At 75.1% G+C, this 19,786-nt stretch carries 18 protein-coding genes; 6 read left to right on the top strand and 12 right to left on the bottom strand.

The window, feature by feature from the left end; genetic code table 11:
* The first annotated feature begins 35 nt into the window (after positions 1–35).
* A complete protein-coding gene (locus KBZ10_RS14455) occupies positions 36–2,561 on the top strand; it encodes an RNA helicase (protein ID WP_210988016.1) in 2,526 nt (841 codons plus the stop codon).
* A gap of 235 nt (positions 2,562–2,796) precedes the next feature.
* On the opposite strand, the gene KBZ10_RS14450 is transcribed toward KBZ10_RS14455, so the two are convergent.
* The 3 genes from KBZ10_RS14450 to KBZ10_RS14440 form a co-directional block, all read right to left on the bottom strand.
* A complete protein-coding gene (locus tag KBZ10_RS14450) occupies positions 2,797–3,852 on the bottom strand; it encodes a DUF6397 family protein (RefSeq protein WP_210988015.1) in 1,056 nt (351 codons plus the stop codon).
* A 98-nt stretch (positions 3,853–3,950) separates the two neighbouring features.
* On the bottom strand, positions 3,951–4,355 hold the full coding sequence (locus tag KBZ10_RS14445; RefSeq protein WP_210988014.1) for a roadblock/LC7 domain-containing protein: 405 nt from the start codon (positions 4,353–4,355) through the stop codon (positions 3,951–3,953).
* A 228-nt stretch (positions 4,356–4,583) separates the two neighbouring features.
* Positions 4,584–5,030, bottom strand: a complete 447-nt coding sequence (locus tag KBZ10_RS14440) for a roadblock/LC7 domain-containing protein (RefSeq protein WP_210988013.1) — start codon at positions 5,028–5,030, stop codon at positions 4,584–4,586.
* 349 nt (positions 5,031–5,379) lie between these two features.
* On the opposite strand from KBZ10_RS14440, the gene KBZ10_RS14435 reads away from it, so the two are divergent.
* The 3 genes from KBZ10_RS14435 (at position 5,380) to KBZ10_RS14425 (ending at position 8,208) form a co-directional block, all read left to right on the top strand.
* A complete protein-coding gene (locus tag KBZ10_RS14435) occupies positions 5,380–5,664 on the top strand; it encodes a hypothetical protein (RefSeq protein ID WP_210988012.1) in 285 nt (94 codons plus the stop codon).
* A 100-nt stretch (positions 5,665–5,764) separates the two neighbouring features.
* Complete coding sequence (locus tag KBZ10_RS14430; protein WP_210988011.1) at positions 5,765–6,595, top strand: hypothetical protein; 831 nt, start codon at positions 5,765–5,767, stop codon at positions 6,593–6,595.
* Between the two features lie 221 nt (positions 6,596–6,816).
* Positions 6,817–8,208 (top strand): tannase/feruloyl esterase family alpha/beta hydrolase, encoded by a 1,392-nt coding sequence (locus KBZ10_RS14425; protein ID WP_210988010.1) that lies wholly within the window; start codon positions 6,817–6,819, stop codon positions 8,206–8,208.
* 132 nt (positions 8,209–8,340) lie between these two features.
* Here the strand turns inward: KBZ10_RS14425 and KBZ10_RS14420 are convergent, their stop codons facing one another.
* A complete protein-coding gene (locus KBZ10_RS14420; protein WP_210988009.1) occupies positions 8,341–8,523 on the bottom strand; it encodes a hypothetical protein in 183 nt (60 codons plus the stop codon).
* A gap of 268 nt (positions 8,524–8,791) precedes the next feature.
* On the bottom strand, positions 8,792–9,964 hold the full coding sequence (xylA, locus tag KBZ10_RS14415) for a xylose isomerase (protein ID WP_210988008.1): 1,173 nt from the start codon (positions 9,962–9,964) through the stop codon (positions 8,792–8,794).
* A gap of 178 nt (positions 9,965–10,142) precedes the next feature.
* Between xylA and xylB the strand changes: the two genes are divergently transcribed.
* Together xylB and KBZ10_RS14405 are read left to right on the top strand one after the other, a co-directional pair.
* Positions 10,143–11,606 (top strand): xylulokinase, encoded by a 1,464-nt coding sequence (gene xylB / locus KBZ10_RS14410; protein WP_210988007.1) that lies wholly within the window; start codon positions 10,143–10,145, stop codon positions 11,604–11,606.
* 140 nt (positions 11,607–11,746) lie between these two features.
* Positions 11,747–12,916, top strand: a complete 1,170-nt coding sequence (locus KBZ10_RS14405) for an ROK family transcriptional regulator (RefSeq protein ID WP_210988085.1) — start codon at positions 11,747–11,749, stop codon at positions 12,914–12,916.
* 13 nt (positions 12,917–12,929) lie between these two features.
* Here the strand turns inward: KBZ10_RS14405 and KBZ10_RS14400 are convergent, their stop codons facing one another.
* The 7 genes from KBZ10_RS14400 to KBZ10_RS14370 form a co-directional block, all read right to left on the bottom strand.
* Positions 12,930–14,108 carry a 4-hydroxybenzoate 3-monooxygenase gene (locus KBZ10_RS14400; RefSeq protein ID WP_210988006.1) on the bottom strand — a complete coding sequence of 393 codons (1,179 nt, stop codon included), beginning with the start codon at positions 14,106–14,108 and terminating at the stop codon, positions 12,930–12,932.
* Positions 14,108–14,995, bottom strand: a complete 888-nt coding sequence (pcaD, locus tag KBZ10_RS14395) for a 3-oxoadipate enol-lactonase (RefSeq protein WP_210988005.1) — start codon at positions 14,993–14,995, stop codon at positions 14,108–14,110. Before pcaD ends, KBZ10_RS14400 begins: the two co-directional genes overlap by 1 nt.
* A complete protein-coding gene (gene pcaB, locus KBZ10_RS14390) occupies positions 14,992–16,539 on the bottom strand; it encodes a 3-carboxy-cis,cis-muconate cycloisomerase (protein WP_210988004.1) in 1,548 nt (515 codons plus the stop codon). Before pcaB ends, pcaD begins: the two co-directional genes overlap by 4 nt.
* Complete coding sequence (gene pcaG, locus KBZ10_RS14385) at positions 16,526–17,104, bottom strand: protocatechuate 3,4-dioxygenase subunit alpha (RefSeq protein WP_210988003.1); 579 nt, start codon at positions 17,102–17,104, stop codon at positions 16,526–16,528. Before pcaG ends, pcaB begins: the two co-directional genes overlap by 14 nt.
* Positions 17,104–17,943: a protocatechuate 3,4-dioxygenase subunit beta gene (pcaH, locus tag KBZ10_RS14380; RefSeq protein WP_210988002.1), complete on the bottom strand. Its 840-nt coding sequence runs from the start codon at positions 17,941–17,943 to the stop codon at positions 17,104–17,106. The genes pcaG and pcaH overlap by 1 nt, the downstream gene beginning before the upstream one ends.
* Positions 17,944–18,085: 142 nt before the next feature.
* Positions 18,086–18,892, bottom strand: coding sequence for a CoA-transferase subunit beta (locus KBZ10_RS14375; RefSeq protein ID WP_210988001.1), 807 nt, complete (start codon positions 18,890–18,892; stop codon positions 18,086–18,088).
* A complete protein-coding gene (locus KBZ10_RS14370) occupies positions 18,889–19,707 on the bottom strand; it encodes a CoA transferase subunit A (protein ID WP_210988000.1) in 819 nt (272 codons plus the stop codon). The genes KBZ10_RS14375 and KBZ10_RS14370 overlap by 4 nt, the downstream gene beginning before the upstream one ends.
* Between the last annotated feature and the right edge of the window lie 79 nt (positions 19,708–19,786).

Genomic DNA, 19,786 nt, shown 5'->3' with positions numbered 1-19,786 from the left:
GGCCGGTTCCCCGATCCGGTACCGGAGCAGGCAGTATGGGGGGTGTGACCACCCTTATCGATCACCTGCCGAGCGACGCCGACCCCGATGCCCTGTTCGAGTCCTTCTCGGCCTGGTCCGAGGAGAGGGGGATCTCCCTCTATCCCGCCCAGGAAGAGGCGCTGATCGAGGTGGTCTCCGGGGCGAACGTCATCCTCTCCACACCGACCGGCTCGGGGAAGAGCCTGGTCGCCGCCGGGGCGCACTTCGCCGCGCTCGCCCGGGACGAGGTCACCTTCTACACCGCCCCGATCAAGGCACTGGTCTCCGAGAAGTTCTTCGACCTGTGCAAGCTGTTCGGCACCGAGAACGTGGGCATGCTGACCGGCGACGCCTCGGTGAACGCCGACGCCCCCGTCATCTGCTGCACCGCCGAGGTGCTCGCCTCCATCGCCCTGCGCGACGGCAAGGACGCCGACATCGGCCAGGTCGTGATGGACGAGTTCCACTTCTACGCCGAGCCCGACCGCGGCTGGGCCTGGCAGATCCCGCTGCTGGAGCTGCCGCAGGCGCAGTTCATCCTGATGTCGGCGACCCTCGGCGACGTCTCGCGCTTCGAGGAGGACCTGACCCGGCGCACGGGCCGGCCCACCGCCGTCGTCCGCTCCGCGACCCGGCCCGTGCCACTGTCGTACGAGTACCGCACGACTCCGCTGACGGAGACGCTCACCGAACTGCTGGAGACCCATCAGGCGCCCGTGTACATCGTGCACTTCACCCAGGCGGCGGCGGTGGAGCGGGCCCAGGCGCTGATGAGCATCAACATGTGCTCGCGCGCCGAGAAGGACGAGATCGCCAAGCTGATCGGCAATTTCCGGTTCACCACCCGCTTCGGGCGCAATCTCTCGCGCTACGTCCGGCACGGGATCGGCGTGCACCACGCGGGCATGCTGCCCAAGTACCGGCGTCTGGTGGAGCGGCTGGCGCAGGCCGGCCTGCTCAAGGTCATCTGCGGCACGGACACGCTCGGCGTGGGCGTCAATGTGCCGATCCGGACCGTGCTGTTCACAGCCCTGACCAAGTACGACGGGCAGCGGGTGCGGACCCTGCGGGCACGGGAGTTCCACCAGATCGCCGGCCGGGCCGGCCGGGCCGGTTTCGACACCGCCGGCTTCGTCGTGGCCCAGGCCCCCGAGCACGTCATCGAGAACGAGAAGGCGCTCGCCAAGGCGGGTGACGATCCCAAGAAGCGGCGGAAGGTGGTCCGGAAGAAGGCTCCCGAGGGTTTCGTCTCCTGGGGGCAGAACACCTTCGAGAAGCTGATCGCCTCCGAGCCGGAGCCGCTGACCTCGCGGTTCCGGGTCACGCACACCATGCTGCTGTCGGTGATCGCCCGGCCGGGCAACGCCTTCGAGGCCATGCGCCGGCTGCTGGAGGACAACCACGAACCCCGCAAGAACCAGCTGCGGCACATCCGTCGCGCCATCGCCATCTACCGCTCCCTGCTGGACGGCGGTGTCGTCGAGCGGCTCGACGAGCCCGACGAGCAGGGCCGGATCGTCCGGCTGACCGTCGACCTCCAGCAGGATTTCGCCCTCAGTCAGCCGCTCTCCACCTTCGCGCTGGCCGCCTTCGACCTGCTCGACCCGGAATCCCCGTCCTACGCCCTGGACATGGTGTCGGTCGTGGAGTCCACGCTCGACGATCCGCGGCAGATCCTCGCCGCCCAGCAGAACAAGGCCCGCGGAGAGGCCGTCCAGCAGATGAAGGCCGACGGGGTGGAGTACGAGGAGCGGATGGAGCGGCTCCAGGACGTCACCTACCCCAGGCCGCTGGAGGAGGTGCTCTTCCACGCCTACAACGTCTACCGCAGGAGTCACCCCTGGGTGGGCGACCATCCGCTGTCCCCCAAGTCGGTCATCCGGGACATGTACGAACGGGCGATGACCTTCACGGAGTTCACCGCCTTCTACGAGCTGGCCCGGACCGAGGGCATCGTGCTGCGGTACCTCGCGAGCGCCTACAAGGCGCTGGAGCACACCGTGCCGGACGACCTCAAGTCCGACGAGTTCCAGGACCTCACCGCCTGGCTGGGCGAGATGGTCCGGCAGGTCGACTCCAGCCTCCTCGACGAGTGGGAGCAGCTGGCCAACCCCGAGGTGGAGACGGCGGAGGAAGCCCAGGAGCGGGCGGACCAGGTCAAGCCGGTCACCACGAACGCACGCGCCTTCCGGGTCCTGGTCCGCAACGCGATGTTCCGGCGGGTGGAACTCGCCGCCATCGGGAAATACGCGGAACTCGGCGAACTGGACGCCGAGTCCGGCTGGGACGCGGACGCCTGGGCCGACGCGATGGAGGCGTACTGGGACGAGTACGACGACCTGGGCACCGGCCCGGACGCACGCGGCCCGAAACTGCTGCGCATCGAGGAGGACACCGAACACGGCCTGTGGAAGGTCCGGCAGACCTTCGCCGACCCGGACGGCGACCACGACTGGGGCATCGGTGCGGAGGTGGACCTCGCGGCCTCCGACGAGGAGGGTCGCGCGGTGGTCCGGCTCACGGACGTGGGTCAGTTGTAGCGCCGGATTCCTCCGGGGGAACATGGGAGTCCGTCCTCTCGGTGTCGGTGGTGCCGGTACGGGCGGTGCGCGGCCCGGGCGGCCCGCGTCCACGGCGGGCCACGCGGCTGATCCGGGTCGCACGGCTGGTCCGGGCCACGCGGGGAGAGCCAACGGGCCCCGGCGGGCCGGGGCCGGCCCGACGCCCCGGGAGCGGCCGGAGGGGACCGGGAGCGGCCGCACCCGGGTCCGGTGCTCAGCCCGACCGCGAGCGGTGCAGCCGGCGCCGGAGTCCGCGGGATCCCGGTTTCCCGGCGGGCCCCGGCCTGTCCGTCCGCCCGGTGGGCCGTTCCGAGCCGGAGGAGCGGATTCGCCCCGGGCGCACGCCGGTTCCGGTGGCGGGCTCCGCTCCCGGGTCCTCCCGGCCGGTCCCGGGCGCCGGCTCCGGGGAACACCGCGGGCGGGGCGGTCCGGCCTCACCCGGACGGGGAGCCGGGTGCTCCGCCCGCGCCTCGTCCAGGCAGAGCGCCAGGCTGATCCGGTGCCAGAGGATCTCGTCCGGGTCGTCCGCGGTGAGCAGCGGCTCCACCAGTGGCCGGGAGGACGGGGGCTCGCCCTTCGCCGGCAGCAGTGATGCCCTCAGACGGCGCAGGTGGGCCCGTTCGTAGGGGTCGTCGACGACCTCCGCCAGCTGGTCTGTTCCGAGCACGGCTGCCGCTACCGCGGCCCGTTCCCAGGCATTCTCCGCCTCCCGGGCCAGCTGGGCGACGCGCCGGCTCCGCCAGTTGCGGGCCCGCCAGTCCTCACCGGCGTCCAGCAGTTTCCGGAGGTTCCGGGGGGTGCTCCCGGTGAGCAGAGCGGGCTCCCGTTCGGCGAACTTCCGCAGTTCCGCCACCGGGTAGAGCCAGACAAGGGCGCGGTAGCGATTGACGTAGAACGCCACGGGGCTGAAGCAGCCCGCCCTGGCCAGCCGTGTGAAGCGCGCCGGGCCGATTCCCATGAGGGCGGCGCCTTCGGTCGCCGCCACGCACCGTACCCGCTCCCGGAGAGCATCCGGGAAGCCCCCGGCGGACCGGAGGTGCTCCACCTCGGCCACCGGGACCCTGCGCCGCCCTTCCGGACCCGCAACGGTCCGCACCACCCCGAGCCGCACGCCGAGCTCCAACTCGCCCGGTTTCAGCCCGAGCCGCGTCGCGGCGCCGCGAAGAGCGAGCGTTCCTTCCGTGCCGCTCCGCCGTGCCCGCCGCCGTCCGTCCCCCGCCTGCGCCGCCATGGACTCCCCACCTCGCTCCGTCACCACTTCATGACTCATGGTGACGACCGTAGCGCGGGCGGCGGACATGCCGCTCGGCCTGTGGATAACTCGGCGCGGACCCTGCGGACCGGAGGCGGTGCCCGGCGGCGGGCCGTTCAGCCGTCCGGTCCCCCGCGCTCGCGCGGCGCCACGCCCAGGTGCTCGCCCACCCGGTTGACCAACAGCGTCATCTCGTAGGCGACTTGTCCGATGTCGGCCCCGGCCGCGGTGAGGACGCACAGGCAGCTTCCGTCGCCGGCCGCCGTCACGAACAGCACGCCGTCGTCGAACTCGACCATGGTCTGCCGGACCCGGCCGGCCGCGAAGCGGTGGGCGGACCCCTTGGCGAGACTGTGGAGACCGGAGCAGACGGCGGCCAGGTGCTCGGCGTCCTCGCGGCCCAGTTCCTCGCTCGCCGCCGTCACCAGGCCGTCATTGGACAGGATCAACCCGTGCCTCACGTAGGCCAATCGCTTCGTCAGGTCGTTCAGCAGCCAGTCGAGCCCTTTGCTGAGCGCCATTCCTGCCTCCCCGTCGGCGATTCGCCTCGACTGCCGCCAGCCTGTCCCACCTCGGCCACGGGGGCAAGACAGCCCCCGGCCACCCACCGCACGCTGTGTGCCATTCCCGGCGGAACCGGGAGAGATCCGGGGCGGAATCACGGACATCGCCGCAGCATCCGCGGCGCGGACGCCCGAGAGCAGCCGGCGCGGACGGTGCGGGCCGCCCGGAAGCCGGCGCGGGCGAGGTCAGCCCGCGGTGCCCGGCGGGACAGGCGACGGCGGCGGCCCCGGTCGGCGGACACCGCCGAGGCGGCCCGCCAGCCGCTCCGTCTCGGCGGCCACCACGCCCGGGTCGGCCTCACCGGTCCCCAGCACGGCGAGACACGCGTCCCGGCCCGCGGCGGCGACGAACAGCCAGCCGCCGGCCTCGAGTTCCACCATGGTGCGGCGGCCGCTGCCCGCCCCGAGACGGCGCCCCGCGTCGGTGGCGACGCGGTGGAAGCCGGCGGCCACGGAGGCGAGACGGCGGGCGTCCGCCCGGCTGAGCCCCCGCGACGATCCGATCTCCGGGCCCGCTGCGGACAGCAGGACCGCGTACCGCACTCCGGGCACCCGGTCGACCAACTCGTCCAGCAGTCCGCCGAGGCCGCCGTCCGGGCGCCAACCCGCACCGTTCCCGTAGGCGTCGCCCATGGCCGTGCTCCTCACTCCCCCGGCAGCGCGGCGGGCGCGGCAGGCGTGGGCGCACGGGCCGGCTGCTCATATCCCTGGGTGGGGCACGCTACCGCGGCCTGCGGGCGGCGCTCCGGACGATTACGGAGGTCGGCAGCATCTGAGCAGTCTTCCTTCACATGCGATCGGAATTCCCCCATATCTGCCCGGCACCGCACTTCCCCCAACACGGCACCAGCTGCCGGGACATGGCCGGAAGGCACCCGCGGGCTCCGCGCAGTGCCTCAGGAGGACCGGTCGCTCCGCGGGCCGCGGGCACGCTGGGTAGAGGACCAGGGAACAGGACCGGGTGAGGGAAGGGGCGTTGGCCATGTGGCGCAGGTTCCGCGGACTGGTGGCGCGGAGGAGCGGCCCGGGGACCCCGCCGGCCGCCGCGGGCAGGCCGCACAACCTGTTCGAGGCCGCCGCCTATGTGGCGGCGGGCGCCGAGAACGACGACGACCGCGCCGCCGAGGCGGCCGACTGGGTCTCCCCGGAGGCTCTGTCCTTCGGCGTGGCGGAACTGGCGGGCAGGGCGGTCGTCGCCCTCGCCCGGGAACGCGGGGAGTCCCCGCACCGGGTGGCGCGCGCCCTGCTCGGCCTCCCCGGGGAGTGAAGCCCCGGCGGCCGACCGCCCCGAGGTGGTCCCGGTCTCTCGACGCCGGGGTTACCCACTGGTTAGGGTTCGCGCACCGACGACCTGGTGGGAGGCTGCCGTGACCGCGACGGAGGAGACCGCGACGGGTGAGGACGCGCTGTTCGTCCTGACCGCCGTGCTGCTCACGCCCGCCCGTTTCCCGAGCGTGCTCGGCGACGACTACCCGGAGGTCTGCGCGGCACTGGGCCTCGCCCCCGGCGAAGAGGGGTACGGGCTGGTACTCGGGCAGGACGGCGGCGGCGCCCGCTGGACGGTGGCCATCGACGACGTGTCACTCGTCGCCTGCGCCCTCGCCGCCTGGGACTGCGGCATGGAGTACGACCTGTCGCCCGACGAGCGCAGCGTCGTGAGCGTGCTGCCCGGCTGGCCGCTGGCGGTGGCCGTCTCCGCGCCCGGGATCCCCGCGCCGCACGACCCGCCGCCGGACCCGGAGAGCGGACGGCGGCCGCTGGCCCCGCCGGACGCGGAGACCTGGGGGCCGGCCCAGCGCAGACTGGGCGCGGACGAGATCGCCCTGCGGTGGGCGGTCTGGCGGGAACAGTACGAGGGCGCGGAGGAGCCCGCCGGGGACGGCACCGCGGAGGCCGCCACCGGGACGGGGAGCGGGCCGGCCGAGCCGTCGAACGAGGGCGTACGGCGGGTGCTCCGGGAAGCGCACGCCTATGTGGAGTCGCCTCCGCCGCCCGGCCGGGTCCGTTCCGCCTTCGCCTCGGACGGGGCCAGGACGCTGCGGGCCGACGGGCCGGGCTGGAGCCTGGTGGCGCGGACCGACGACATGGCGTTCGTCCTGCTCGACGACATGCCGGGGGATGTGATCCCGGTGGGACGCGGCCCCAGGCTGCCCGGGCTGCTCCAGGCGCTGGACGCCATGGCGGCCAAGCCGGTCTGAGGCGGCGCACGCGGCGCCCGGGCGGGGTGCCCGCCGACGGCGAGCGGAGCACACCGGGCTCCGCGCCGCGGGCCAACCCCACGGCGGGGCCCGGCCGTTGAAAGCGGCAGGGCACACTCGGCCGGCCCGCCCGATGTGGCCCGCGCCCATGGTTCCGTGCGGCAGGAACCCGCAGGATGTGGCGCGCCGCCCCGTCCCGCGGAGAAACCTGGAGGACCCCCATGCGTCCGCGTCGCAGAGCCGCCTCTCTTCTGCCCCTGGGCCTGCTCGCCGCGCTCGTCGCCGGCCCCGCCCACGCCTCCCCGCCCGCCGCCGCGGCGTCCGGTGAGGGAGGCGGGCACTGCGCCCGGCTGGCCCGGCTCGCCGTACCGGGCGCCGAGCACCAGGAGTCGGCCTGTCTGCCCGGGCTGACGACGGCGCACCTCGCCGGCACCCGCTACACCGACACCGCGGACCAGGCGGGCCTCGCCGCGCGGGGCACCGTCACCCCGGGTGGTGTCCCCGGCATCCAGATCGACGGCTACTTCCCCGACGGTTCGCGGATGAACAACACCCACGGCTGGCGGCACGACGCCCAGTTCGTGATCCGGCTGCCCGACGACTGGAACGGCGGCCTGGTGGTGACGGGAGCCCCCGGCACCCGCAAGCAGTACGCGACCGACGCCATCATCGGCGACCACGTCCTGGCCCGGGGTTTCGCCTACGCGGCGACCGACAAGGGCAACAGCGGGCCCGACTTCTACACCGACGGCAGGCGGCCCGGCGACGCGATGGCCGAGTGGCACCGCCGCACCACGGAGCTGGCCCGGGCCGCGCGCCGGGTCGTCGCCCAGCGCTACGGGCACGCCCCGCGGCGCACCTACGTGACGGGCATCTCCAATGGGGGCTACCTCACCCGCTGGCAGCTGGAGAACCACCCCGAGCTGTACGACGGCGGCGTGGACTGGGAGGGCACCCTCTGGACGGCCGAGGGCCCCCATCCGCTGACCTCCCTGCCCACGGCGGTGGCTCACGGCGCGGGCTCCGCCTCCGGTGCGGACATGGCGGCGGCCGGCTTCACGCCCGCCACCGAGTTCCTCTGGCCGTACCACCAGCGGGCGTACTGGGGCGTGACGCAGAAGATCTACCGCGCGGAACTCGATCCCTCCTACGACCCGGGGTGTCCGGGGGCGTCCGCCGGTTCGACGGCGGGCGAGATCCTGGCGCCCTGCGCGTCCGACGCGGAGTACGACTACGCCGCCCGCCCCGCGTCCGTGCACCGCGCCGTCGGGCGGATCGGGCTCACCGGGCGGATCGGCAGGCCCCTGATCACCCTGCACGGCGATCTGGACGCACTGCTGCCGGTCTCGGCCGATTCGGACGTCTACCACCGGATGGTCACGGAGCGCGGGCGGCAGCGGCTGCACCGCTACTACACGGTGGAGGGCGGCACCCATGTCGACGGCCTGTACGACAGCCACCCGGACCGCCTGCGGCCGATCCTGCCCTGCTACCGGGCGGCCCTGACGGCACTCACCGACTGGGTGGAGCGCGGCACGGCGCCGCCGGCGGACCGGGTGCTGCCCCGGCCGGCGGGCGGCGACCCCGTCAACAGCTGTTCGCTGCGCGGTTGACGGCGCCGCCCGGCGTCCCGCGCGTCCTCGTCCCCGCCGCGCGCGTGCGCGGCTCCGTGCCGCCCGTTCCGTCCCCGCGGAACGGGCGGCCCCGTGCCGCGGGCTCCGCCCGGGACGGTGCCGGCGGCCGGGTCAGCGGCCCAGCTCCTTGCGGGTCACCCTCTTCAGCCTGCGCCGCTGCGAGGGGTCCAGCAGCAGATAGGCGCCCACCGGCACTCCGACGAGCACCAGCAGCGCCGCCCAGAACGGCAGCAGCCACAGCAGGAACACGCCCGCCACCGCGCCGCCGGCCACGATCTTCGTCCGCTTCGACATCTCTTCCGCGCCTCCCTTGAGCGGCGGGTGCCGCTGTACCCGGTGAAACGGCCGGACCGGGGCCCGTGGTTCCGTGCCGGACCCTGAGCCGACCCTGATGTCCGCCGCGCGGACCCGGAGGGGACCGCCGCGCGACGGCCCGGCCCGGACAGGGTGCGTCCGGACCGGGCCGCCCGCGGAAACCGGGGCCCGTACAGGGGAGGCCGGGCCCGGCCGCGCGGGGCGTGCGCCGGCAATGCGCGCACGCCCCCGGGCGCCTGCGCGGGGGTCAGCCGCGGGCGCCCAGCAGGTGGTCCATGGCGAGCTGGTCCAGCCGCTCGAAGGCCATCCCGCGCCGCGCCGCCGCCTCGGCGTCGAAGGACTCGAAGGCGGTCCGGTCGGCCAGCAGACCGGCGAGCGTCTCGCCCTCGCCGAGGGTCGGCCGGGCCAGCTCGTCCAGCCGGGAGGCGCGCAGGGCCTCCTGCACCTCCGGGTCGGCGCGGAACGCCGCCGCCCGCTCCTTGAGGAGCAGGTAGTTGCGCATGCAGCCGGCGGCGGACTCCCACACACCGTCGTAGTCCTCGGTGCGCGGCGGCTTGAAGTCGAAGTGCCGCGGACCCTCGTAGCCGGCCGTCTCCAGCAGGTCGACCAGCCAGAAGGCGGAGCGCAGGTCGCCGGCGCCGAAGCGCAGGTCCTGGTCGTACTTGATGCCCGACTGGCCGTTCAGGTCGATGTGGAAGAGCTTGCCCGCCCACAGGGCCTGCGCGATGCCGTGCGCGAAGTTCAGCCCGGCCATCTGCTCGTGGCCGACCTCCGGGTTGACGCCGTAGAGCTCGGGGCGTTCCAGGCGCTCGATGAACGCCAGCGCGTGCCCGACGGTGGGCAGCAGGATGTCGCCGCGCGGCTCGTTGGGCTTGGGCTCCAGGGCGAACCGCAGGTCGTAGCCCTTCTCGGTGACGTACTCGCCGAGCAGGTCGAAGGCTTCCTTGAGCCGGTCGAGGGCGACGCGCACGTCCTTGGCCGCGCCCGACTCGGCGCCCTCGCGTCCGCCCCAGGCGACATACGTGCGGGCCCCGAGCTCGGCGGCCAGGTCGATGTTGCGCAGCGTCTTGCGGAGCGCGTAGCGGCGCACGTCGCGGTCGTTGGAGGTGAACCCGCCGTCCTTGAAGACGGGGTGGGTGAACAGGTTGGTGGTGGCCATCGGGACGATCAGGCCGGTGGCGTCGAGCGCCTCGCGGAAGCGCTTGATGTGGGACTCGCGCTCGGTGTCCGAGGAGCCGAAGGGGATGAGGTCGTCGTCGTGGAACGTCACGCCGTACGCGCCGAGGTCGGCGAGCCGCCGTACGGACTCGGCCGGGTCGAGGGCGGCCCGGGTGGCGTCGCCGAAGGGGTCGCGTCCCTGCCACCCCACGGTCCACAGGCCGAAGCTGAATTTGTCGTCCGGTGTCGGCTGGTAGCTCATTGCGGGCTCCTCGCTATTTCGTCATGGCACTTTACAAATTAGTATGCACGAGCGCGGCTGGGAAGCCCGGAGGCCTCCCGGCCGGAGAAATCGCCGGAGAAGGCGGCACCGGCACCGCACCGGCACGCCACAGGCACACCAGGGACAGGGCACGGGACGGCCCGGAAGGGATCGCGCGATGACAGCAACGGGAGGGCAGCGCTCCGGTGACGGGCCGCTCGTCGTGGGCGTGGACAGCTCCACCCAGTCCACGAAGGCACTGGTCGTCGACGCCGCCACCGGCGAGGTCGTCGCCCGCGGGCAGGCGCCGCACCGGGTCAGCGGCGGCGCGGGACGGGAGAGCGATCCCGGGCAGTGGTGGACGGCGCTGGGCGAGGCCCTCCGCCAGTGCGGCGGGGCCGCGGAGCGCGCGGAGGCCGTCTCGGTCGGCGGGCAGCAGCACGGGCTGGTGACCCTGGACGCCGGCGGGCGGCCGGTGCGGCCCGCCATGCTCTGGAACGACGTGCGCTCCGCACCGCAGCGCGACCGGCTCGTCGAGGAACTCGGCGGCCCGGAGGCGTGGGCGGAGCGCATCGGCTCGGTGCCCGCCCCGGCCTTCACCGTCACCAAGTGGGCATGGCTGCGGGAGAACGAACCGGAGGCCGCCGCGCGCACGGCTGCCGTCCGCCTGCCGCACGACTACCTCACCGAACGGCTCACCGGCCGCGGCACCACGGACCGGGGCGACGCCTCCGGCACCGGCTGGTGGCGCGGTGAGGGCGACTCGCCGGCCGGGCGCTACGACGAGGACGTCCTCGGCCGTGTGGCCCTCGACCCGGCGCTGCTGCCGGAGGTCGTGGCGCCGGGGTCGGCCGCCGGCACCGTCCGCGGCGGCCTGGACGGCCTGCCGCTGAAGCCCGGGGCCGTGGTGGCCGCGGGCACCGGCGACAACATGGCCGCCGCGCTGGGCCTCGGGCTGCGGCCCGGGCGGCCCGTGCTGAGCCTCGGCACCTCCGGCACGGTCTACGCGGTCTCGGCGCGCCGTCCCGCCGACCCGACCGGCACGGTCGCCGGGTTCGCCGACGCCCGCGGCGGCTGGCTGCCCCTGGCCTGCACGCTCAACTGCACCCTGGCGGTGGACCGGTTCGCCGCACTGCTCGGCCGCGACCGCGAGGCCGTGGAACCGGGCGGCTCCGCCGTCGTCCTGCCCTTCCTGGACGGCGAGCGGACCCCCAATCTGCCCTACGCGTCCGGGCTGCTGTACGGACTGCGGCACGACACCACCCCCGGGCAGATCCTCCAGGCCGCCTACGACGGCGCCGTGTACGCGCTGCTGTCGGCCCTGGACCTGGTGCTGGACGCGGACGCCGACCCGCACGCGCCGATCCTGCTCATCGGCGGCGGTGCCCGGGGCACCGCCTGGCGGGAGACGGTGCGCCGGCTCTCCGGCCGCCCGGTGCTGGTGCCCGAGGCCTCCGAACTGGTGGCGCTGGGCGCCGCCGCGCAGGCGGCCGGGCTGCTGACCGGGGAGGACCCGGCCGAGGTGGCCCGGCGCTGGGGAACCGACCGGGGAGTGTCGCTGGACCCGGTGGAACGGGACGAGGCCGCGCGGGACCGGCTGGCGCGGACCCTCGGGGACGCGGGCCCGCTGCTGGAGAACTGAGCCCCGGTGCCGCCGCACCGGCCGGAAACGGTGCGGCGGCACCGCCCGCGCGCCGGCCCCGGCGTCCCCGTAGGGTCGGAGCGTCCACGACGAAAGGAGCCGCGGCCGTGGCCGTACCGGCGCCGAACACGCAGCACGGCATGCGGCAGCGCAACCTCTCCCTGGTGCTGCACGCGGTGGCCGCGCACGGGCCGATCTCGCGCGCCGGTGTCGCCTCCCGGATCGGGCTGACCCGCGCCGCCGTGTCGACACTCGTCGACGAACTGGCGCGCGCCGGGCTGCTGGTGGAGCTCGGCCGGAGCAGACCGGGCACGGTGGGACGCCCCGGCAGCGACCTCGCGCTGAGCGAGCGCGGTCCGGCCGGGCTCGGCGCGGAGATCGGGGTGGACCGGCTGGCCGTCTGCGCCGTCGATCTGCGGGGACGGGTCCGGGCGCGGGCCGAGGAGGCGGCGGAGCACCGCGGCAGCGCGCCCGGACCGGTCCTGCGGCGGCTCGCCGGGCTGTGCGCCCGGGTGACGGCGGACGCGGAGCGCGAGGGGCTGCGTCCGGTCGGCGTCACGGTGGCCGTGCCCGGTCTGGTCGCGCGGGACGCGGCGACGGTGGTGCGCGCCCCGAACCTGGGCTGGCAGGACCTGGACGCCGGTGCCGCCCTCGCCGGCGCCCTGGCCCTGCCCGTCACGATCGCCAACGAGGCCAACATCGGCGCGCTGGCCGAGCTCTGGCGCGGCGGCCGCGCCCCGGCGCCGCGCGACTTCGTCTACGTCTCGGCCGAGATCGGCATCGGCGCGGCGGTGGTCGTGGACGGCGCGCTGCTGCGCGGGGCGCACGGTTTCGCGGGAGAGCTGGGACACGTCCCCGTACGCCCCGCGGGGCGCCCCTGCGCCTGCGGTGGGCGGGGGTGTCTGGAGCAGTACGCGGGCGAGGAGGCCGTGCTCCGGGCCGCCGGAATCGAGGAGCGCGGCACCGCGGGGCTCGCCGTCCTGCGGGCGTGCGCGGACGCGGGGGACACCGCCGCGCGCCGGGCGCTGCGGGGCGCGGGGGCGGCGCTCGGCACCGCGCTCGCCGGTGTGGTGAACCTGCTCGACCCGGAGACCATCGTGCTCGGCGGGGCGCTGACCGAGCTGTCGCCGTGGCTGCTGCCCGCCGCGGAGCGGGAGCTGCGCCGGCACGTGGCCGATCCGGCCCGCGCGGCGCACGGCGAGATCGTCGTCTCCGGACTGGGCCGGGACGCCGCGCTGCTGGGCGCCGCCCAGTCGGTCGTCCAGGACGTCCTGGACGACCCGATGGGCGCTCTGGCCGCCGCCGGCTGACCGGCGCGAACGGTCACTCGATCGGCAGCCCCGTGTAGTTCTCGGCGAGTTCGGTCGCCGCGGCGGTGGAGTCGGCGATCCGGTGCAGCTGGGACAGCTGCAGTCTGCCGTCGAAGGAGTTCTGGTCCGGCTCGGTGTGCAGGGCGGTCGTCATGAAGTACGAGAAGTGCTCGGCCCGCCAGACCCGCCGCAGACAGGTGTCGGAGTAGGCGTCGAGCAGGTCCTCGGACCCGGTGTCCCGCCAGTGCTCCAGCGCCCTCGCCAGCACCACCACGTCCGACACCGCCAGGTTGAGCCCCTTCGCGCCGGTCGGCGGGACGATGTGCGCGGCGTCGCCGGCCAGGAACAGCCGGCCGTGGCGCATCGGCTCGGTGACCCAGCTCCGCATCGGGGTGACGGACTTCTGGGTGATCGGGCCCCGTTCGAGTTTCCAGTCGCCGTCGACGGCGAACCGGGCGTCCAGTTCGTCCCAGATCCGCTCGTCGGGCCAGTCGGCCGGGTCGGTGCCGTTCGGCACCTGGAGGTAGAGCCTGCTGACGCTGGGCGTGCGCATGCTGTGCAGGGCGAACCCGCGCGGCGAGTGCGCGTAGATCAACTCGTCGCACGAGGGCGGCACATCCGCCAGGATGCCCAGCCACGAGTACGGGTAGACCCGCTCGTGGACCCGCCGCTCCGCCTCGGGGAGCGCCTCGCGCGCGATGCCGTGGAAACCGTCGCAGCCGACCACGAAGTCGCAGGAGAGGGACCGTTCGCGGCCCTCGTGGGTGAACCGGACGACCGGGCTGCCGGTCTCGGCGCCCTCCACGGCCACGGCCTCGGCTCCGAACAGCAGGGGGCCGCCGCCCTCGGCCAGCCGCAGGGCGACGAGGTCCTTCACGACCTCGGTCTGCGCGTAGACCATGACGCTGCGTCCGCCGGTGAGGGAGGGGAAGTCGATCCGGTGGCTGCGGCGGTCGAAGCGGAGTTCGATGCCGTGGTGGACCAGGCCCTCCCGGTCCATGCGCTCGCCGGCACCGCAGGCGCGCAGTGCGTCGACGGTGCCCTGTTCGAGGATGCCGGCGCGCTGCCGCTCCTCGACGTAGGCGCGGTCGCGGTGTTCCAGGACGACGGAGTCGATTCCGGCCCGGTCCAGCAGCCGGGCGAGCAGCAGACCGGCGGGTCCGCCGCCGATGATGCCAACGGTGGTGCGCATCAGGAGTCCTCGGGGGTGTCGGAGCGGGCTGAGCGGGGGGAGCGGGGACGCGGGCGGGCCGTGCCCGGACCCGCGGGATCGCGGGGGTGCGCCGCCCCGGCGCCGAAGTGCGCCGAGAGCGCCGCGCCGAGGGCGGCCGGCCGGTCCAGCCCCGCGAGGTGGGCGGCGTGCGCGAGTTCGAGCAGGTCGGCGCCGGGGATCCCGTCGGCGAGTTCCCGCGCGTGGGCGGGCGGGGTCGCCGGGTCGTCGCGGCCGGCGACGACGAGGGTCGGCGCACCGATGCCCCCGAGCCGGGGCCGCAGGTCGTAGCCCGCGAGCGCGTCACAGCAGGCGGCGTAGCCGTTCCGGTCGGCGGCCGCCAGATCGGCGAGCACGGCGGCTCCGTGGCGGGAGGCGGCGGCCGCGGCCGGGTCGGCGAACCAGCGCCCGGGGGTGGCGTCCAGTACCGCTCCGGTCCCCCGCTCCCGGACGAGCCGGGCCCGTTCGCGCCAGGCATCGGGCTCGCCGAAGCGGGCCGAGGAGCAGACGAGGGCCAGCGCCCCGACGCGTTCGGGGTGGTGCGCGGCGAGGTGGGCGCCGATCGCGCCGCCGAGGGATATGCCGGCGTAGGCGAAACGTGTCCAGCCGTGGTGGTCGGCGAGGTCGAGCACCAGGCCGGCCAGCTCGGCGACCGTGGTGGTGCCCGGCGCGTCCCAGGACGGCAGAACGTCCGCCGGGGAGCCGCCGTGGCCGGGCAGATCCCAGCGGAGCACCCGGTGGGTGCGGGCCAGCCGGGCGGTCTGCGGCTCCCAGACGGCGGTGGAGGTGCCGAGGGACGGTCCCAGGATCAGCGGCGGCGCGTTCTCCGGCCCGTCGAGCCGGTGGTGTGCGAGCGGGCGGCCGGTCATGCCTGCTCCTCCGGGGACGACGGGGACGACGGGGACGGCGAGCCCGGCGAGGACGGCCCCCCGGGACGGCGGCGCGGGGTGCGGCGCAGGGCCCGGACGGTGAGCGCGGCCGCCTCCCCGGTGTAGCCGGCGGGGTCGGTCAGCTCCCGCAGCCGCTCCTCGGACAGGGCGTTCCGCACGGCGGGTTCCGCCAGGAGCGCCTCCCACAGGCCGGTTCCCCGCTCGGTGGCGCGGCGGGCGGCGTCACCGAGCAGGCCGGCCGCTTCCGCGCGGCCGAGGAGGGGGGCGAGTTCGGCGGTCAGGCGCTCGGAGACGACGAGCCCGCCGGTGAGGTCGAGATGGGCGCGCATCCGCTCGGGCCGGACGTGCAGGCCCTCGGCCAGCCCGGCGGCCGCCTCGGCCGCGCCGCCGGTCAGGCGCAGGGCCTCCCGCAGCGGCTGCCACTCGGCGTGCCAGGCGCCGCCGGGCCGCTCGTCCTCGGCCGCGAGCGAGCCGAGCAGCACCGCGGCGAGGGCGGGCACCTGGCGGGCCACGGACGCGATGAGCACGGAGCGGGCGGGGTTGGCCTTGTGCGGCATGGCGGACGATCCGCCGCCGGTTCCCTCGGCGACCTCGCCGATCTCCGTCCGGGAGAGCACCAGGACATCGGCGGCGAGCTTGCCCAGCGCCCCGGCGGTGAAGGAGAGCGCGGCGGCGAGATCGGCGACGGGGGTGCGCAGGGTGTGCCAGGGCAGCGCGGGCTCGGCGAGTCCGAGTTCGCGTGCGTACTCTGCGGCGATCCGCGTGCCCGGGCCGGGCGGGTCCTCTCCGCCGCGGCCCGGGGCGGCCGTGCCGGCGTCGCCCGCCCCGCCCTCGCCGCCTCCGGACCGCGCGTACGCGCCGAAGGCCGCCAGGGTGCCCGCGGCGCCGCCCAGTTGGGCCGGGAGACCGCCGTCCAGGAGCGCGGCCAGCCGGTCGTGGGCGTCCAGCAGCAGGGCGCGCCAGCCCGCCGCCTTGAGGCCGAAGGTGGTGGGCACGGCGTGCTGGGTGAGGGTGCGGCCGGGCATGGGCGTGGCGCGGTGCCGGGCCGCCAGCCGGCCCAGGGCGCCGGCGGCGCGTTCGAGGTCGGCGAGGATCAGCGGGAGCGTCCGGGCTGCGACCAGCATGGTGGCGGTGTCGAGGATGTCCTGGCTGGTCGCGCCCCGGTGCACGTACGCGGCGGCCCCGGGGTCCGCTTTCCGTACGGCGGCGGTCAGGTCGCGGACGAGAGGGATGACGGGGTTGCCGCCGGCGCGGGCGCGCAGCGCCAGATCCCGCACGTCGAACTCGCCCTCGCGCACGGCGCGGTCCACGGCGTCGGCCGCCTCCCGCGGTGCGAGGCCGAGCGCCGCCTGGGCGCGGGTCAGCGCGGCCTCGGCGTCGAGCAGGGCGGCCAGCCAGGCCCGGTCGCCGGTGGCGGCTTCGGCGGCGGTGCCGGCCCGGACCGGTGAGAGCAGCCCCGTGTCGTCCCCCGCTCCGGCCGGCGGCGGGGCTCCGGTGGTGCCCGCGGGCTCAGGAGAATTCAAGGAAGACCGTCTCCCCCTCGCCCTGCAGGCGGATGTCGAACCGGTGGGTGCGGTGCCTGCCCTCCTCGGGCAGTGCCAGCAGGGTGGCCCTGCGCCCGGCCGGCAGCGTGGAGAGCAGGGTGTCGTCGGGAGTGTCGCGCAGATAGGCGCGGGTGAACAGGTGGTGCAGCAGGCCGCGCGCGAAGACGCACACGGACAGGTAGGGCGCGCCGCCGGGCGGCAGCGTGCGCAGCGTGTAGTGCCCGTCGGCGTCGGTGGGGACGCGGGCGAAACCGGTGAAGTCGACGCCGTCCCGGCCGAGGACCGCCCCGGTGACGGGGTCGCGCCGCAGCGAGCCGGGGGCGCCGGCCACGGAGCCGTCTGGTCCGGCCTGCCAGAACTCCAGCAGGGCGTCGGGGATGCCCGCGCCGGCCCCGTCGAGCACCCGTCCGTGGACGGTGACGGTGTCGGGGTGGCCGGGGGGTGCCACGTCGCCGCCGCCGGTGAAGGGCAGCGCGTAGCCGTAGAAGGGGCCGACGGTCTGGGAGGGCGTGGGCGGCAGGGCGCGGGGCGGTGTGGTGCTCATCAGCGGCCTTCCTCGATCCAGGTGGCGGAGGGTCCGTCGAGGACGATGTCCCAGCGGTAGCCCAGGGACCACTCGGGCCGCGACAGCTCGTGGTCGTAGGCGGCGACGAGCCGTTCGCGGGCGGCGGTGTCGGTGACCGATGCCAGGATCGGGTCGTGGGGGAAGAGGGGGTCGCCCGGAAAGTACATCTGGGTGACCAGGCGCTGGGTGAAGGCGGTGCCGAAGAGCGAGAAGTGGATGTGCGCGGGGCGCCAGGCGTTCAGGTGGTTCCGCCAGGGGTAGGGGCCGGGCTTGATCGTGGTGAAGGTGTAGGCGCCGTGGTCGTCGGTGAGGCAGCGGCCGACGCCGGTGAAGTGCGGGTCGAGGGGTGCCGGGTGCTGGTCGCGCTGGTGCGCGTAGCGGCCGGAGGCGTTGGCCTGCCAGATCTCGACGAGCTGGTTGCGCACGGGACGGCCGCTGCTGTCGAGCACCCGTCCGGTGACGGTGATGCGCTCGCCCAGCGGCTCGCCGCGGTGCTGCCGGGTGAGGTCGGCGTCGAGTTCGGTGACGTCGGTGGGGCCGAAGACGGGCCCGTGCAGTTCGACGGTCTCCGGGTCGCCGTTCACGGCGACGAGCGGCTCCTTGGGGTGCCGCAGCACGCTGCTGCGGTAGGGGCGGAAGTCGCGCGGGGGGTGGTGCGCGGCGGGCGCGCCTCCGGCCCGGGCCTGGTCGTAGGCCGCGTGCAGCTCGGCGATCTCCCGGTCGATGTCGGCCTGGACCAGGGGCGGCCGGGCGGCGGGGCTCACCGTCTCGGGGCTCGGCGCGGGCGCCGGCACCGGCGGGGTGCGGGACTGCTTCATGCGGAGGTCTCCTGGGCGTGCGGGGCGGTACGGGCACCGGTGGGTGCGGGAATCCGGGCCCGGGGGCGGAGGCCGGGGGTCCGGTGTGCGGCTGCGCGGAGCGTTCCGGCCGCGGGCGGCGGCGTGCGGCCGGCCGGGCGGTTCACGCGGCGCTCCGTCCGGCGGTCTTGAGGGCGCGCAGCGTGGCCAGTTCGGCTTCCGACGGCGGCGCGGTGGTGACCGGGTCGGCGGCGACGCGCAGGTCCCAGCCGGTGGCGGCGCGCACCTGCTCGGCGGTGACGCCGGGGTGGAGGTCGGTGAGGACGAGCTCGGCGGTCTCCGGGTCGGGCCGCAGGATGCCGAGGTCGGTGATGACGGCGGTCGGTCCGGCGCCGCGGAGGCCGAGTCGTTCGCGGTCGCCGGGCCCGGCGCCGTGGCCGACGGTGGTGGTGAAGTCGAGCTTCCGCACGAAGTTGCGGGTGGAGTGGCGGAGCACCATCAGGACCCGTCCGCAGTTGGCCGCGATCTCGGGGGCGCCGCCGGCCCCGGGCAGCCGCCCCTCGGGGCGGTCGGGACCCCGGTCCACGACGGTGGTGTTGATGTTGGCGAAGCGGTCGACCTGGGCGGCGCCGAGGAAGCCGACGTCGATGCGCCCGGCCTGGAGCCAGTAGTTGAAGATCTCCGGTACGGAGACCACCGCGTCGGCCGTGTCGGCGAGTTCGCCGTCGCCGATGGAGAGCGGCAGGCGGGTCGGCTTGGAGCCGATGGTGCCGGACTCGTAGATCAGGACGAGTTCCGGGTTGGCGGTGTGCCGGGCGAGGTTGGCGGCGGTGCTGGGGAGCCCGATGCCGACGAAGCAGGTGCGGGCGCCGGAGAGGGCACGGGCGGCGTTGACCGTCATCAGCTCGTCGGAGGTCCAGCCGGCCGGGGCTCCGGAGGCGCCGGCCGGGGCGGTGGCGTCGGTGGTCATCGGGGCTCGCTCCCGTCGTGCACGTTGTCCTTCAGCCAGGCCAGGAAGGCGTCGCGGTCGCGGGAGACCGGGTCCCAGGCCGCGTAGGCGTCGTTGTCCCGGACGGAGTAGCCGGCGGCGTACGAGGGGTGCGCGCCGCCGGGGACGTGGGCGACGGCCGTGACGACCCAGCCGGGCAGGACGATGCCGCGGGGCCGCGGCTCCAGGACGTCCACGATCTCCTCGACGGTCACCAGCACCCGCTTCGCGGCGAGCGCGGCTTCCTTCTGCACGCCGGTCAGACCCCACAGCTGGACGTTGCCCTCGCGGTCGGCCTGCTGGGCGTGGATGACGGTGACGTCGGGGTTGAGGGCCCGTACGGCGGCCAGTTCCTCGCCGGTGAAGGGGCAGGTGACGGTGGAGACGGTGTCCGTCCGGGTGGCCAGATCGCTGCCCCGGTAGCCGCGCAGCACGGCGAACGGCAGTCCGGACGCGCCGGCGACATAGCGGTTGGCCATGCCGGCGTGGCTGTGCTCGTCCAGTTCGAGGGGGCGCGGCCAGCCGTTCTCGACGGCGTCGCGGAAGCGGTGCAGGGAGCCGACCCCGGGGTTGCCGCCCCAGGAGAAGACGAGCTTCTTCACCAGCCCCGCGCCGATGAGCTGGTCGTAGACGACGTCCGGCGTCATCCGGACCAGGGTGAGATCGGTGATCCCCTGGCGGATGACCTCGTGCGCGGCGGCGAACGGGATCAGATGCGTGAATCCCTCCATCGCCACGGTGTCGCCGTCATGGATGAGCTCTGCGACGGCATCGCGCAGGGTGCGGATTTCTGCCATACCCTCTCACTTGTTCGCCGGGTGAACTTTCGTTCATAATGTTGCCGAGGTCGAGTCTCCGTCCCGCGGGCATCGCTGT

Source organism: Streptomyces sp. F63 (genome assembly GCF_018070345.1).
In the GTDB taxonomy this organism is placed as follows: Bacteria; Actinomycetota; Actinomycetes; order Streptomycetales; family Streptomycetaceae; genus Streptomyces.
This window is presented reverse-complemented; position numbering and strand designations above follow the sequence as displayed.

Coding starts and splice junctions, on each gene's coding strand:
- KBZ10_RS14455 (WP_210988016.1), top strand. CDS start 36: ATGGGGGGTGTGACCACCCTTATCGATCACCTGCCGAGCGACGCCGAC.
- KBZ10_RS14450 (WP_210988015.1), bottom strand. CDS start 3,852: ATGAGTCATGAAGTGGTGACGGAGCGAGGTGGGGAGTCCATGGCGGCG.
- KBZ10_RS14445 (WP_210988014.1), bottom strand. CDS start 4,355: ATGGCGCTCAGCAAAGGGCTCGACTGGCTGCTGAACGACCTGACGAAG.
- KBZ10_RS14440 (WP_210988013.1), bottom strand. CDS start 5,030: ATGGGCGACGCCTACGGGAACGGTGCGGGTTGGCGCCCGGACGGCGGC.
- KBZ10_RS14435 (WP_210988012.1), top strand. CDS start 5,380: ATGTGGCGCAGGTTCCGCGGACTGGTGGCGCGGAGGAGCGGCCCGGGG.
- KBZ10_RS14425 (WP_210988010.1), top strand. CDS start 6,817: ATGCGTCCGCGTCGCAGAGCCGCCTCTCTTCTGCCCCTGGGCCTGCTC.
- KBZ10_RS14420 (WP_210988009.1), bottom strand. CDS start 8,523: ATGTCGAAGCGGACGAAGATCGTGGCCGGCGGCGCGGTGGCGGGCGTG.
- xylA (WP_210988008.1), bottom strand. CDS start 9,964: ATGAGCTACCAGCCGACACCGGACGACAAATTCAGCTTCGGCCTGTGG.
- xylB (WP_210988007.1), top strand. CDS start 10,143: ATGACAGCAACGGGAGGGCAGCGCTCCGGTGACGGGCCGCTCGTCGTG.
- KBZ10_RS14405 (WP_210988085.1), top strand. CDS start 11,747: ATGCGGCAGCGCAACCTCTCCCTGGTGCTGCACGCGGTGGCCGCGCAC.
- KBZ10_RS14400 (WP_210988006.1), bottom strand. CDS start 14,108: ATGCGCACCACCGTTGGCATCATCGGCGGCGGACCCGCCGGTCTGCTG.
- pcaD (WP_210988005.1), bottom strand. CDS start 14,995: ATGACCGGCCGCCCGCTCGCACACCACCGGCTCGACGGGCCGGAGAAC.
- pcaG (WP_210988003.1), bottom strand. CDS start 17,104: ATGAGCACCACACCGCCCCGCGCCCTGCCGCCCACGCCCTCCCAGACC.
- pcaH (WP_210988002.1), bottom strand. CDS start 17,943: ATGAAGCAGTCCCGCACCCCGCCGGTGCCGGCGCCCGCGCCGAGCCCC.
- KBZ10_RS14375 (WP_210988001.1), bottom strand. CDS start 18,892: ATGACCACCGACGCCACCGCCCCGGCCGGCGCCTCCGGAGCCCCGGCC.
- KBZ10_RS14370 (WP_210988000.1), bottom strand. CDS start 19,707: ATGGCAGAAATCCGCACCCTGCGCGATGCCGTCGCAGAGCTCATCCAT.